This window comes from Gordonia hankookensis (genome assembly GCF_014673215.1).
Taxonomy (GTDB): domain Bacteria; phylum Actinomycetota; class Actinomycetes; order Mycobacteriales; family Mycobacteriaceae; genus Gordonia; species Gordonia hankookensis.
In genome coordinates this window covers 46445-60198 of sequence record NZ_JACWMS010000006.1, presented here as the reverse complement: position 1 = coordinate 60198, position 13754 = coordinate 46445, and the positions used below count along the sequence as shown (strand labels likewise).

Here is a 13754-nt window from a genome sequence, read left to right as displayed (position 1 = left end):
TCCACGAGAACCCCGACAAGGAACGGTGATCATCATGATTCGCGTTGCCAGCGCCCAACTTTGGGTGCACGACCAAGACCAGGCGCTCGATTTCTGGACACGCAGAGTGGGTATGGAGATCCGGCAGGACGTCAGCTTCGAGGAGATGGGCGACTTCCGTTGGCTCACCGTCGGACCGCCCGGGCAGGACGACGTCTCCATCGTGCTGATGGCCATCCCCGGTCCACCCATGATCGACGCGGGTACGCAGGAGGAGATCGCCGCACTCACCGCCAAGGGATTCGCCGGCACCGTCTTCCTCACCACCGAGGACTGCCAGGCCTCCTATGAGGAGCTCGCTGCGCGAGGCGTCGAGTTCACCGAGACGCCGGAGCAGCGGCCCTATGGGATCGACGCGGGTTTCCGTGATCCGTCGGGCAACAGTGTCCGGCTCACCCAACTCGCGCCGGATCTGGCCTCCGCCTGATCTGCCGCACCGATGAGGCCCGCCGGGGCAGAATGACCACATGCAGCGCACGCTCACGCGGTTCGGACTCTTCGGCGGCCTCGCGGTCATCGCGACGGCTCTCACCACCGCATTCGGAGGGATTGCGTCGGCCGCACCGTTTCCGGTGACCACCGACGTCAATCAGGCCGTCGCCACCGGTTTCACCAGACCTGCCACCACCTCGCCGGCCGGCTCGAACCGCTTCGATTGTCGTGATCGTTCGGGCCGCGACCCGGTGATCCTCCTGCACGGCACGGCACTGAATCAGGACGCCAACCTCGCCTATCTCGCGCCGACTCTGGCGAATGCCGGGTACTGCGTGTTCAGCATGACCTACGGCCTGACGAGTTGGAGCGGCAACGTCGGCGGGCTCGGCGACAAGAACCGGTCCGCCCGACAGGTCGCCGCGCTCGTCGACCGTGTGCTGGCGGCGACGCACGCGCGCCGGGTCGACTTCGTCGGGCACTCTCAGGGCGGCGCGATCGCGCAACTCGTCAGTCAGCTGCCCGGGAGGGCGGCACAGATCGACACCATCATCGGCCTGTCCGCCCCGAACCGCGGCTACTCCCGAACCAGCAACATCACCGACCGCCTGCCCGCCGCCGCGCGCCAACCCGGCGAGAACGACTGGGGACCGCGCCACCCGAACATCCACTATCTCAACCTGGCAACCGTCCACGACGAGATCGTCACGCCGTGGCAGAACTCGCTGATGACCGCGGGACCCAACGTCACCAACACCCGGGTCCAGGACGTGTGCCCGAGATCCGAGATCGGGCATCTCGGGATGGCCTTCTCCCCCACCGTCGCAGCGCTGGTCCGCAACGGTCTCGATCCAGCCCACCGCGTGACGGTCCCCTGTGGGGATGACTATCCGGGCTGACGGTCTCGGTCAGGGCTGTCCGACACGCGTCCACCCCGGAGACTGCTCGAGTGTCGGCTGGAAGGCCGGGTCAGGGAATCCGTTGGGATACATGCGTTTGGCGGGTGGTCCTGGATCAATCACGCCCGGATAATTCTGCTGTGCCCACTTGTCACACGTGGTCCCGGGTTGCCACGGCGCGTCGAAACCCCGATCGACCAACTTCCAGCCCGCGAAAGCATTCCAATTCGGCGCCCGGGACGAGCCCTCGTCAACCTTCCGTGGCCACTTGGCAGGGTCGCCGGCCTTACGCATGACCACGTACCACGTCATTGCGCTCTCCATATAGCGGTGACCACCGGGTCCGTACAGATATGACGATGAGTCAGGCACAACGTTCGGCGTACGGGCCTGCGACTGCAAATACATGCCAGAACGGTCGTCACACACGACGGCCCGCACCTCGTCGCCGCTCACGGCCACCGACCTGAGGAGCAGCCGCCGTGTACCGCTCCAAGGGTGATCACGGTCCGGATCGGTCTCGGACACCCGGGTGTCACTTGCGGCAATGAGGTCAGCGAACCCCGGGAAGGCGTCTACCGTGCGACTCCACTCCGCGATGAACAGCGACTCGAAGAAGGCCCGAACCACCGTGGAATTTCTATCGGTCAGGCTGAGCTCTGGCTCCGCCTGCCACAGTGTCGTCATCGAGCCTAGGCTCGATGGAAACCTATAGCCGGACACGGGATCGACTGTCACTGACGTCGTTGATGGGCGTCGTTCGTCCTGCCCGCCACACGCCGCCAACATGACAGCAAGAACCACGAGAAACAGCGACTTACACTTCATTCCTCACCCAGCAGATCCTTCTTGTACGCGTTGTAATCCAGGGCGTCGTTGTCATTCCCCGCGTTCGCGCGATACGTCCCGTCGTAGTGACGGTGCCCAGTGGGGATGACTATCCCGGATGACTGCCTCGGTCACGGCTGTCCAACACGCGTCCATCCCGGTGACTGCTCGAGCGTCGGCTGAAAGTCGGGATCGGGGAACCCGTTGGGATAAATGCGTTGCAGAGGCTTATCCGGGGCGACTACACCCGGGTAGTTCTGCTGCGCCCATCGACCACAGTCGGTGTCCGACTTCCACGGCGCGTCGAAGCCCCGCTCCACGAGTCCCCAGCCGTGGAACACGTTCCAATTCGGCGCTCGCGCCTGGCCGATGTCGACCTTTGCCGGCCATTTCGACGGCTCACCGTTACGTCGAACCACCACGTACCATGACGCTGCAGGCTGCATGTACGTTCGCTGAGTCTCGCCCGGTTTGTCACTTGAGGCACTCGATGCCTCACCGTTGCCGACGCGGTCCTTCAGATAGAGCCCCCCACGATCGTCACAGATCGATGCGCGAAACTCGTCGCCCGATATGGATTCCGACCTGAGCAACAACCGTCGAGTTCCTCCCCACAAGTGATCTCGCTCAGGCGTGCTCTCGGCTATGTTGTGCCCACTGGCCGCCTGAAACTCAACGAAACCAGGAAAGGCCGCCGACGCTCGGCTCCATTCCGCGATGAACTGCGACTCGAAATACGCCCGCACCAGAGTGGCCTGCGTACCAGCAAGATCCAGCCCGGGCGCGGCCTGCCACACGGTCGTCATCGAACCGAATCCGGGTGGAAAAGTGTAGTCCGACACCAAATCAGCAGATGCCGACGAGGATGGCGCAGAAGCTTCTTCACCGCCATCGGTACCACACGCCGCCAACAAGGCCGCCGCTGACAGAAAAACATGAAGCATCTTCTTCACTTGTCACCCAACAGATCTCGCTTGTAAGAATTGTAGTCGATAGCATCATTGTCATTTCCGGCCCTCGCCAGGTACGTCGAGTCGTAATCGCCCAGCTCGAGCCCTCCGGCCCTAAGTTGCTCGTTCAGGTAGACCGCCAGCTGATCACTACCGATAGTCGACCCCTCGCCATGGTCTGGATTGTTCTGGTCGAGGACCACGCCCAACGACTTGAGCGAGCCGTCGGAACTGAACAGGGCTCTGTCCATTTCAATGTCGCCCGTCGGCCTCGGATGCGTCGCCGCCCACGTCGACCAATGCTGTTCCAACAGCGTGTCATTCACCGACACGTGCGTCGGAATGTTCCCCGAATCCCCGGCCTCATGCTGAGGCAAGCTCGCCCAGTCGATACCGATACCGGCACCGAGCGAAAGTGCCCCGCCCACCACGGGAACTGCGTCAAGTCCTTTGGTGACAATATCCTTCGTATTGGACTTCAGGTTGTTCACCGTGTCGTCATCGATGTCGTTTCCGGGATTCTTGTCATGCCAATCGTCCAACTGGTCGGCCATCACGCCGTCCCGCAACAGACTCTGCAACCATCCGTTTCGCGCCGCGAGGTCGCCGGCGAACCCGCGCCCTTCGTTCAGTGCCAGCGGAACGTGCTCGGCGTTGTGCGCCTGCTGAATCCCGATGTCCCGGATGAGACTCGCCTGGGCATCGTCGCCCGATGAGATGACCCCGAAAAGACGCCGCACCTGATCCTGCATCTCCCGGTCGTTGGCGATCTCCGGGCCCTCGCCCCCGAGATGCAGGAGATGCCCGGTTGCCTCGTCACCGAAACCGTGGTCGACAGGGTTGCCACCACCAAGGACATTCAAGTAGGGACGGGTGGCCTCTTCCAGAGACTTGGCCAACTCCGGATTCACATCACCCAACGATCCGGAATGCGCGCCGTCCATGTCCATCAGGAACGTGAAATTCTTCGGATCGGTGTTGAAGTCGTACATGCCACGGAAGGCATCCGCAGACAGTCCGGCTCGGTAGCTGTTTCCTTGGTCCCCCGCGTAATCATCGATCCAGTCGGTCAGGTGGCCGACAGTGGTGCCACGATCTTCCCAATGGAACCCGTACAGAGACTGGAGAGTCCGATTCGAGTCGTATCCCGCCGGTAGCCCCACATCGGCACCGCCGTGACCGGTCAGGATCGCGGTCGACGATTCATGGTTCAGTGCACCGGCATTCAGCAGACTCCGCATGGTGTCGTCGTACCGGTCCTTGAACGCCGCGGCCGGGTTGTCACTCACGTCCGGATGAGCCGGATCCGCAAGCCCGTTGGCCTCACCCCACATGCTGTGCTGCACGAGAAGGTCCGACATCGCGGTCTGGTACTGCGGGTTCGACCTGGCGAGCTCGGCGAGGTCCGCCGACTTGAGTTCGAGCTGAGTGCCCAACTTGGTGCCGGGTTGTGTGGTCGCACCGTTGAACAGCTGACCCAATGCGAACGAACGGGCAAAGTAGTTCGCGAACTCGTCGCTACCCCGGTCTCCGGGTATCCGTTCGCCGACGATGTCCTTCATCCATCCGGGGAGTTCGTCGTATCCGCCCGAAGTGCCTCCGCCCGAGACTTTCTCGTTTCCGAGCGTGTTGAGGTCGTTCGCAAACGCAGTGCCCGCCGCCGGGTCGCTCGCGTCCAGCCCGTATCGCAGCGCCAACGCGTCCTTCGGGCTCAGACCGCCGAACAGGTTGCGCAGGTAGGACACGACACCAGGTGGCACGTCGGCTGTCTTGCCGTCCATGAGTGCCTTGATCTGTTCGGGCGTGAGTTGGGCGTCCTTGAGATGTTGGCCGATGGTGCGCAATTCCTCGGGCGTGTATCCATCTTTCGCCATACCTGCGTCCCGAGTACCCATCGTCCCGTTGAGAGCCAAGGACGCCGGAGTCAGGGTCGTCAGCTGTCCGAGTTCGGATTGCAACGAACTCGCGGCACCTTGCACCGCGTGGAAGACCTCGTTTGCCTGCGCGACCAACCGCGTTCGCCATGACTCCATCGCAGCGGCATCGCCGTCTGTCTCCTCTTCGCCTTCCTTGCGCTTCAACGTCCAATTCGTGTCACCGGTGGACCCGAGGACGTACCCGGCATCGAGTGCGCCGTTCTGCAGAGCGTCGAGAGCCGTCCTCTGGTTGGCGATGTTCGCGCAACCCTGCTCGATGGCCGTCGCCACGTCCTCGAAGTTGTCCGAGAGGTTGGTCAGCCACTTCTTTTCGGCCTCTGCGCGATCGTCCGCGGACGCGCGGCTGTGCCCGACCCAGCCGGTGACCCGGTCGATGTCGGAGACCACCGCGTTGCGAATCGGACCTGATTTGGCCTCCAGCGAACCGGCAACGGCCCTGAGGGAGGCCGCGACGGGCAGCATCTGGTGGGGACGCCACATGTCGACGTCAGATCGAGCCGGAGTGGGCACGTCTCAATTCCCCGACGGTGAGGACGGGGGTGGCACATTGCCGGGATTCCACGGCTCGACGCTCGGTAGTTCACCGGCGTCCGAGAACCTGGTCGAATTGAAGTCGTCGGTCGATTCGGTGACCGATTTCGCGGCCCGCACCAAGGCGCCGAATGCCTCGACCTGGCCCCCGCAATTGCTCAGCGACGTCGTCACCGTCTGGTCGGCGCGGGCAGCGATGGGCTTGATCGGCGACGGGCAGTTCGCCGTGTCCGGGATGGCCTCACCCAGCACCGACATCTTCGTCCCAAGTTCGAGCCCGCGAATCTCGTTCGCCAAGCCATCCAGCTTCGCCGCCGCGGACGACAGTTGCCCCGGCTCGACACTGAAGATTGCCATTGATCCCCCAACGCAGTCTGACCCGGGAACCTTACCAAGGCAGCGGCACCGTACAGTCGGTCGTTCGACTGGTTTTGTCCTTGCCATCGGGGCTCGCTACACTCGTGTGCGCTGCCTTGCGCAGCACGCCGCCCTAGCTCAGTCGGTAGAGCAATTCACTCGTAATGAATAGGTCAGGGGTTCGATTCCCCTGGGCGGCTCCATCACGGCGACGAGGGTCCCGTTGGCCCTGCCGAACGGCCTGGTCAGCTCACCCCTCCCTCTCCCCCGAGTTTTCGGTCATTCGAATGACCCAGACGTCCTTATAGTGGTGTCGGGACCACCGGTCGAGCGGCCGGGCGAGGTGGCAAGGAGAACACGATGTCGGACTTCATCAACAAGATCAAAGAGGAAGCGAAGGCCGTCTCCGCTGCGTTCGATCAGGAGCTCACCGTCCTCGAAGGCGTCGACGGCTATGACGCGTTCCGCGAGGAGGACGAGGAATCCGGTGACACCGCCGGAGATGAGGGCGGCACCGACGGCGAGAGCGCGTCCGACGACACCGAGGGCGGCGGATCGGCGACGGAGAAGTGACCGCCGGCCGTCGCTGTCCCAGATGACACGACAGCAGTCGGCCGAGGTCGTCCTCGACGCGACGATGCGCTCAGGTGTCATCTGGGACGGAAAGTCATCGTATGGTGCAACGCCGACTCCCTGACATCCCCGCCCTCGACGTCGTGGTGACCGTCGCCCGGCTCGGCAGTATGGGCGCCGCCGCGCGGGACCTCGGCATCAGCCAGCAAGCGGTGAGTGCCCGCGTCCGGGGGGTCGAACGCGAGCTTGGTGTGGAGATCTTCATCCGGTCGGCAGGCGGCGTCGACGTCACCGCGAACGGGATGGCGGTGTTGGAGTGGGCGAACGCGCTCGTCGAGCGGGCGACCCAGTTCATGGCCGGCGTCGATGCGCTGGTCGGCGCCCGGCACGCGACGTTGGTGGTCGCTGCGTCGAAGACGGTCTCCGAGTACCTGGTACCACTCTGGATCAGCACGCTCGCCCACCGCAGCGACGTCAAGATCTCGGTGCGACCGATGAACTCGACCGAGGTCATCGAAACCGTTCACGCCGGCAAGGCCGACCTCGGGTTCATCGAGAGTCCCGGCGCGGCAGGCGATCTCGACAGCGCCGTGGTCGCCCGCGACGAACTGGTGGTGGTCGCGGCGCCCGGCCACCCATGGGCAGACGGGCGGAGCGTCCACCTCGACGAGCTCGCAGCCACACCACTCATCCAGCGCGAACCCGGATCCGGCACGCGCGTCACCTTCGAAGCGGCACTGCGTGATTCGGGCGTCACGCCCACCGATCCCCTCATCGAACTCCGGTCGGTCACCGCGATCCGGTCGTCGGTGCTGACGTCTCCGGGCGCTGCGGTCCTGTCACGTCTCTCCGTCGACGACGACATCGCCGCCGGACGCCTGGTCCGCGTCGACGTGGCAGGCCTTCGCATGGTGCGTCCCCTGCGCGCGGTGTGGACCCCCCACATCTCGCTGCGCGGTCCGGCCCGCGACCTGCTCGACATCGCGATGCAGGTCGGAGCGACGGGGCCGCCGGTCAGCGCCTGACATCACCTGCCGGAGTTCATCGCCAAGCCGATCTTGGCCACCATCGCGTCGACCGCGAACTTCGGCTTCACGTTCACATCCAGGGCGGTCCGGCAGTCCAGGACGGCCTCGACGCACCGCAGGAGGCGCTCGGGCGACGCGTAGTGCGCCATCCCTCCGACCAGATCCGCCTTGTCCGGATGCATCGCGGTCACCGAGGCACCGACCGAGACCACCAACGCATCGCGGAAGAGTGCGGCGAGATCGACCAGGGCGCGGTCGAGCATGTCGCGGGAGACCCGGGTGGCCCGCGACTTCTGCCGCCGCTCCAGCTCCTTCAACGCACCGGCGCTCCCACGGGGCGGCCGTGCGGTGCCCTTGCCGGTGCCGCCGGCGCCGAGAGCCGTCCGCATCTCCTCGGTCTCGGGTTCATCGAGTTCGGCGCTGATGGCCTTGGCGGCCTCCTCTGCGGACTTCACCAACGACTCGGCCGCGGCGTACGCCGTCGAATCCCGAGTGGCGGCCCGCGCGAGCCCGAGGGCCTTCTCGCGCTGGGCCCGAGCGTCGTCGTCGGTGGCCAGCCGTCGGGCGCGGCCCACATGACCTCCGCACACACCGGCCGCCCAGGCCGCCCGTTCCGGTTCGATGCCGTCGCGGTCGACCAGGACCCGCTCGATGTCGGCCACCCCCGGCGTCGTGAGGGCGACATGTCGACAACGCGACCGCAGGGTGACCGAGATGTCCTCCGGATCCACCGACGGTGCGCACAGCAGAAAGACCGTCCGGGACGCCGGCTCCTCGACCGCTTTCAGGAGAGCATTCGCCGCCTGCTCGGTGAGTCGATCAGCATCCTCGACGATGACGATCTGCCACCGGCCGGTGCCCGGGCGCCGCGCCGCGGCCTGCACCACGTCACGCGCCTCGTGCACCGACAAACTCAGCCCCTGGGGGACGACGTGCCGAATGTCGGCATGGGTCTGCGCCATCGCGGTGACGCAGGCACGGCATTCACCGCAACCGACCTCGTCCTCGGCGTGGCACTGCAACGCCGCTGCAAAGCACGTCGCAGCCACCGAACGCCCGCTGCCGGGCGGGCCGGTGAACAGCCATGCGTGGGTCATCGCCGCCCGGGACCGACCCGTGAATCGGTCGTCGTCCGGGTCGCCGACGGCGGAATCGCCCTCGTCGAGTCGCGCCGCCACGCCACGGGCGGCGTGGGCTGCTGCCTGCAGTTCCTCGGCCACCGCGACCTGGCCGATCAAACGGCTGAAGACATTCGTCACACCGCCACCCTAATGTGCTGCTCAGACACCTCCCACCGACCTGCGTGTGTTTAACAATTGCAAGCAGACAGCTACCGTTGTTACGTGATTGAACGGCGGTCTCGGTGGTCAAAGGGCCTGCATCTGGCCCGATGGCTCGTGCACACACCGTGGCCGATCCTTGCCCTCGACATGTTGAGGGCCAACGTGGTGGGCGCTCTGTTCACCTTCGCGTTCCTCCGATTCGGGATGCCGATGGAGGACTCCATCCGTCTCGACGAGATCACCGCGCTCAACCAGATCATCTTCGCCGTCTACCTCATCGGCGCGATGCTGGTCGGCGCGTTCCTGAGCATCCAACTGTCGTTGCCGGTGCTGGTGTGGCATCGGCGGCGTACGCGCCTGGACAACGAGAACGCGCGACGTCGCGCGCTCAAACTGCCGTACCTGTTGTCGGTGGTCAACGCCGGCCTGTGGCTGGTCGGCGGAGTGCTGTTCACCCTGGTCAACTTCGCGGTCTCCCACAAGGACGCGTTCATCGTGGGCATGGCCAGCGCCATCGGCGCCCTGGTGACCTGCGTGCTGTCGTACATGCAGGCCGAGAAGGTGTTGCGGCCCATCACCGTGGCCGCGATGGCGAACGAGCCCGACGTGGCGGTCGCGCCGAGCGTGACCACCCGCATCGCGGTGTTCTGGGTGATCAGCGTCGTCGCACCGCTGGCCGTCATCATCGGACTGATCACCCTGCAACGACTCGGCTGGATCGCGACCGATCCGGCCGGTTTGCAGCGACCGATCCTATGGATGTCAGGAGCGGCCCTCGCGTTCAGCGTCATCGCGATCGTCCGTGTGGTCGCCGCGATCAACGATCCGATCAAACAATTGCGCCGCGCTCAGAGCCAGGTGTCGGCGGGCAACCTGAATGTCGCGGTCCGGATCTATGACGGCAGCGATCTCGGCCTGTTGCAGGCAGGCTTCAACGACATGGTCGCCGACCTGCGCGAGCGCCAACAGCTGCGCAACCTGTTCGGCCGGTACGTGGGCGAGGACGTGGCACGACGGGCGATCGAGACCGGCACCGAGCTCGGCGGCCAGGAACGCTACGTCGGAGTCCTGTTCGTCGACATCGTGGGGTCGACGCGGCTGGCGGTGAACCGGCCGCCACGCGATGTGGTCGAGCTGCTCAACGAGTTCTTCCGCGTGGTGGTCGCCGTCGTCGGCCGCCACGGCGGTTTCGTCAACAAGTTCCAGGGTGACGCTGCACTCGCCATCTTCGGTGCTCCTCTCGATCTCGAGGACTTCGCCGGACGTGCCCTGGCCTCCGCGCGCGAGCTCCGCACCGAGCTGTACCGCACCCTGGGCGACACCGACATCGGGATCGGGGTGTCGGCGGGCAAGGCGATCGCCGGCCACATCGGCTCCGAACAGCGTCTCGAGTACACCGTGATCGGCGACCCGGTCAACGAGGCCGCGCGGCTCACCGAGCTCGCCAAGGACGAACCGAGCCGCGTGCTCGGCAGCGCACGCGCCGTGTTCCTCGCATCGCAGCAGGAGTCGGAGAACTGGGAGATCGGCGAGGGCGTCGAGCTCCGTGGTCGCGGTATCGAGACGCTGCTCGCCCGCCCGCTGCTCGAGCCGATGGGGGACTGAGCAGGGCGGTGTCACCCGCTGGTCGAGTGTGCTCACCGCTGGTCGAGTAGGTGCGAGCCGCTAGGCGAGCGCCGTATCGAGACCTCGCGCGGCACAAGTGGTCTCGATACCTCCCTCGCCTAGCGGCTCGGTCGTACTCGACCAGCGGTAGGAGCGGTGGGCGCCTACTCGACCAGCGGTAGGAGCGGTGGGCGCCTACTCGACCAACGGTAGGGGCGGCGGGTGCCTGCTCGACCAGCGCCTGGTCGACCAGCGTTAGAGACAGCGTCCCGGCGGGGACTACTCGGTTGTCTTCTTGGCCGCGGTCTTTTTCGCGGTCGTCTTCTTCGCAGCGGTCTTCTTGGCGGTCGTCTTCTTCGCCGCGGCCTTCTTGGCCGGAGCCTTCTTTGCCGGGGCCTTCTTCGCGGCCCGCTTCTTCACGGGCCCGCGTGCACGACGGTCGGCCAGCAGTTCCATCGCCCGCTCCGGGGTGATCGAATCGACCTCGTCGCCCTTGCGCAGGCTGGCGTTTGTCTCGCCGTCGGTGACATACGGACCGAAGCGGCCGTCCTTGATCACCATCGGCTTCTCACTGACCGAGTCGTTGCCCAGTTCACGCAACGGAGGAGCGGCGGCCTGACGACCCCGTCGCTTGGGCTCGGAGTAGATCTTCAGCGCCTCGTCGAGCGTGATCTCGAAGAGCTGCTCCTCGTTGGTCAGCGACCGCGAGTCGGTGCCCTTCTTGAGATACGGCCCGTAGCGGCCGTTCTGCGCGGTGATCTCGTCGCCGGACTCCGGATCGACGCCCACCACCCGCGGCAACGACAGCAGCTTGAGCGCATCCTCGAGGGTGACCGTCGAGATGTCCATCGTCTTGAACAGCGATCCGGTCCGCGGTTTCGGGCCGGCCTTCTTGGCGGCTTTCTTCGCCGCGGCCTTCTTCGCGGGAGCCTTCTTCGCTGTCGTGGTGCCGCCACCTCCGGTCGGCGCGTCGTCGAGGTGGACCACCTCGCCTCCGGAGTCACCGCCGTCGCGCGGCGTCGGCCCCGCGGGGACCGTGGCAGGCGCGCTGCCGGTGTCATCGTCGTCGTCCGACGGCAGGATCTCGGTCACGTAGGGACCGAAACGGCCTTCCTTCGCCACGATCTCGTGGCCGGACAGCGGATCGACGCCGAGGGTCCGCCCCTCCTGCGGAGTCGCGAACAACTTCTCCGCGACGGCCGGCGTCAACTCGTCCGGAGTGATGTCGGCGGGCAGGTTGGCGCGCTTGAGATCCGGTTCCGCACCGGGCTGGGCAACATTGCGTTCGAGGTATGGCCCGTACCGACCGACGCGGACGTAGACCGGACGCCCCTCGTCGTCGTCGAACAGGCGGATCGAGTTCACCTCGCGGGCGTCGATCTCCTCGAGGTTGACGCCGACCAGCTTCTTCAGCCCGCCGTGCTTGGCGATGCCGGATCCGGTCTCGCCCGATCCCTCGGCCACCGGGGCCTCGGCGTTGTCGCCGAAGTAGAACTCGGTGAGCCAGCGGGTGCGGTTGGCGTTGCCGCTGGCGATCTGGTCGAGGTCATCCTCGAGTGAGGCGGTGAAGTCGTAGTCGACGAGGTTCTCGAAATATGCCTCGAGCAACCCGACGACCGCGAACGCGATCCACGACGGCACGAGGGCATTGCCCTTCTTCACGACGTAGCCACGGTCCTGGATGGTGCCGATGATCGACGCATACGTCGACGGCCGGCCGATCCCCAGTTCTTCGAGCACCTTGACCAGCGACGCCTCGGTGAAGCGCGCGGGCGGATTGGTGGAATGTCCGTCGGCCGTCAGCGAGGTGGCCGTCAGCGCCTGGCCCTCGGTGAGATTCGGGAGGCGGTTCTCCTCGTCGTCGGCCTGTCCGCCGGTCTGCTCGTCGACGGTCTCGACGTAGGCCGACAGGAAGCCCGGGAACGTGATCGTGCGACCGGACGCGGCGAACGTGCATCGCTCCCCCGTCGACGCCGTGCCACTGATCCGCAGACTCATCGTGGTGCCCTTGGCGTCGGCCATCTGCGATGCGACGGTCCGCTGCCAGATCAGCTCGTACAGGCGGAACTCATCGGACTCGAGCTGACCCGCGAGCTGGCCCGGGGTCCGGAACGTCTCACCCGCGGGCCGAATCGCCTCGTGGGCTTCCTGCGCGTTCTTGACCTTGCGCGTGTACTGCCGCGGAGTCGGATGTACGAACGCATCGCCGTACAGCTCGCGCGCCTGGTCACGGGCCGCGTTGATCGCCGACTCGCTCAGTGTCGTCGAGTCGGTACGCATGTAGGTGATGAAACCGTTCTCGTACAGGCGCTGCGCGATCCGCATCGTGCGATCGGAGGAGAACCGCAGCTTGCGCCCGGCCTCCTGCTGCAGCGTCGAGGTCATGAACGGGGCGTAGGGGCGGCGGGTGTAGGGCTTCTCCTCGACCGAGGTCACCGACATGTCGGCACCGTCGAGGGCGTCGGCCAGCCGGGTGGCGCGCGGACCGTCGAGCACGACCACGCCGTCGGGACGCTTCAGAGCGCCGCGCGCGTCGAAATCACGGCCGGTCGCGACCCGTGCGTCGTCGACCGACACCAGCCGGGACCCGAAAGTCGACGGGGTGGCCGCGTCGCCGGCGTCCATGGTCGCGGCGATGTCCCAGTAGTCGGCGGAGACGAACGCCATCCGCTCGCGTTCGCGGTCGACGATGATGCGGGTGGCCACGGACTGCACACGGCCTGCCGACAGCTTCGGCATGACCTTTTTCCACAGCACCGGTGACACCTCATAGCCGTAGAGGCGGTCGAGGATGCGGCGGGTTTCCTGAGCGTCGACGAGGTCAATGTCGAGGTCGCGCGGATTCTCGGCGGCGGCTCGGATCGCCGGCTCGGTGATCTCGTGGAAGACCATCCGCTTGACCGGGATCTTCGGCTTCAGGGTCTCCAGCAGATGCCAGGCGATGGCCTCGCCCTCGCGGTCACCGTCTGTCGCGAGGTAGAGCTCGTCGACGTCTTTCATCAGCGATTTCAGCTCGGTGACCGTGGACTTCTTGTCGGCGGAGACCACGTAGAGCGGTTCGAAATTGTCGTCGACGTTCACCCCGAGGCGCGCCCACGGCTGTCCCTTGTACTTGGCCGGGACATCGGCCGCACCGCGCGGGAGGTCGCGGATGTGACCCCGAGAGGACTCGACGACGTAATTCGCCCCCAGGTAACCCGCGATCTTGCGGGCCTTGGTCGGCGACTCGACGATGACCAATCGTCGAGTCGTGCTCCCGCTCGCGGGAGGTGCGGTGCTGGTATCGGCCACC

Annotated in this window: 10 protein-coding genes and 1 tRNA gene; 6 read left to right on the top strand and 5 right to left on the bottom strand. The window is 65.8% G+C overall.

Annotation, left to right across the window (positions count from 1 at the left end; all coding sequences use genetic code 11):
• Positions 1–34 precede the first annotated feature (34 nt).
• Together IDF66_RS22645 and IDF66_RS22640 are read left to right on the top strand one after the other, a co-directional pair.
• Positions 35–466 (top strand): VOC family protein, encoded by a 432-nt coding sequence (locus tag IDF66_RS22645; RefSeq protein WP_164310456.1) that lies wholly within the window; start codon positions 35–37, stop codon positions 464–466.
• Positions 467–506: 40 nt separating this feature from the next.
• A complete protein-coding gene (locus IDF66_RS22640; protein ID WP_190268723.1) occupies positions 507–1370 on the top strand; it encodes a lipase family alpha/beta hydrolase in 864 nt (287 codons plus the stop codon).
• Positions 1371–2329: 959 nt separating this feature from the next.
• Here IDF66_RS22640 and IDF66_RS22635 read toward each other — a convergent pair.
• From IDF66_RS22635 to IDF66_RS22625, 3 genes are read right to left on the bottom strand one after another with little or no spacing between them, the layout of a single operon-like run.
• Positions 2330–3151: a hypothetical protein gene (locus IDF66_RS22635; protein WP_190268722.1), complete on the bottom strand. Its 822-nt coding sequence runs from the start codon at positions 3149–3151 to the stop codon at positions 2330–2332.
• Positions 3148–5595, bottom strand: coding sequence for a TPR repeat region-containing protein (locus IDF66_RS22630; RefSeq protein WP_190268721.1), 2448 nt, complete (start codon positions 5593–5595; stop codon positions 3148–3150). The genes IDF66_RS22635 and IDF66_RS22630 overlap by 4 nt, the downstream gene beginning before the upstream one ends.
• A 3-nt stretch (positions 5596–5598) precedes the next feature.
• Positions 5599–5973 (bottom strand): hypothetical protein, encoded by a 375-nt coding sequence (locus IDF66_RS22625; protein WP_190268720.1) that lies wholly within the window; start codon positions 5971–5973, stop codon positions 5599–5601.
• Positions 5974–6100: 127 nt separating this feature from the next.
• On the opposite strand from IDF66_RS22625, the gene IDF66_RS22620 reads away from it, so the two are divergent.
• The 3 genes from IDF66_RS22620 to IDF66_RS22610 all read left to right on the top strand — a co-directional run bounded on the left by IDF66_RS22620 (position 6101) and on the right by IDF66_RS22610 (position 7571).
• A tRNA-Thr gene (locus tag IDF66_RS22620) sits at positions 6101–6176 on the top strand.
• A 157-nt stretch (positions 6177–6333) separates the two neighbouring features.
• Positions 6334–6546 (top strand): hypothetical protein, encoded by a 213-nt coding sequence (locus IDF66_RS22615; protein ID WP_190268719.1) that lies wholly within the window; start codon positions 6334–6336, stop codon positions 6544–6546.
• 101 nt (positions 6547–6647) lie between these two features.
• Positions 6648–7571 carry a LysR family transcriptional regulator gene (locus IDF66_RS22610; protein ID WP_164310449.1) on the top strand — a complete coding sequence of 308 codons (924 nt, stop codon included), beginning with the start codon at positions 6648–6650 and terminating at the stop codon, positions 7569–7571.
• Positions 7572–7573: 2 nt separating this feature from the next.
• On the opposite strand, the gene IDF66_RS22605 is transcribed toward IDF66_RS22610, so the two are convergent.
• Complete coding sequence (locus IDF66_RS22605) at positions 7574–8833, bottom strand: DNA polymerase III subunit delta' (RefSeq protein ID WP_190268718.1); 1260 nt, start codon at positions 8831–8833, stop codon at positions 7574–7576.
• Between the two features lie 171 nt (positions 8834–9004).
• Here IDF66_RS22605 and IDF66_RS22600 point away from each other — a divergent pair, with 171 nt between their 5' ends.
• Complete coding sequence (locus IDF66_RS22600) at positions 9005–10462, top strand: adenylate/guanylate cyclase domain-containing protein (RefSeq protein ID WP_203589499.1); 1458 nt, start codon at positions 9005–9007, stop codon at positions 10460–10462.
• A gap of 279 nt (positions 10463–10741) precedes the next feature.
• Here the strand turns inward: IDF66_RS22600 and topA are convergent, their stop codons facing one another.
• Positions 10742–13753 carry a type I DNA topoisomerase gene (gene topA / locus IDF66_RS22595; RefSeq protein WP_190268717.1) on the bottom strand — a complete coding sequence of 1004 codons (3012 nt, stop codon included), beginning with the start codon at positions 13751–13753 and terminating at the stop codon, positions 10742–10744.
• Between the last annotated feature and the right edge of the window lies 1 nt (position 13754).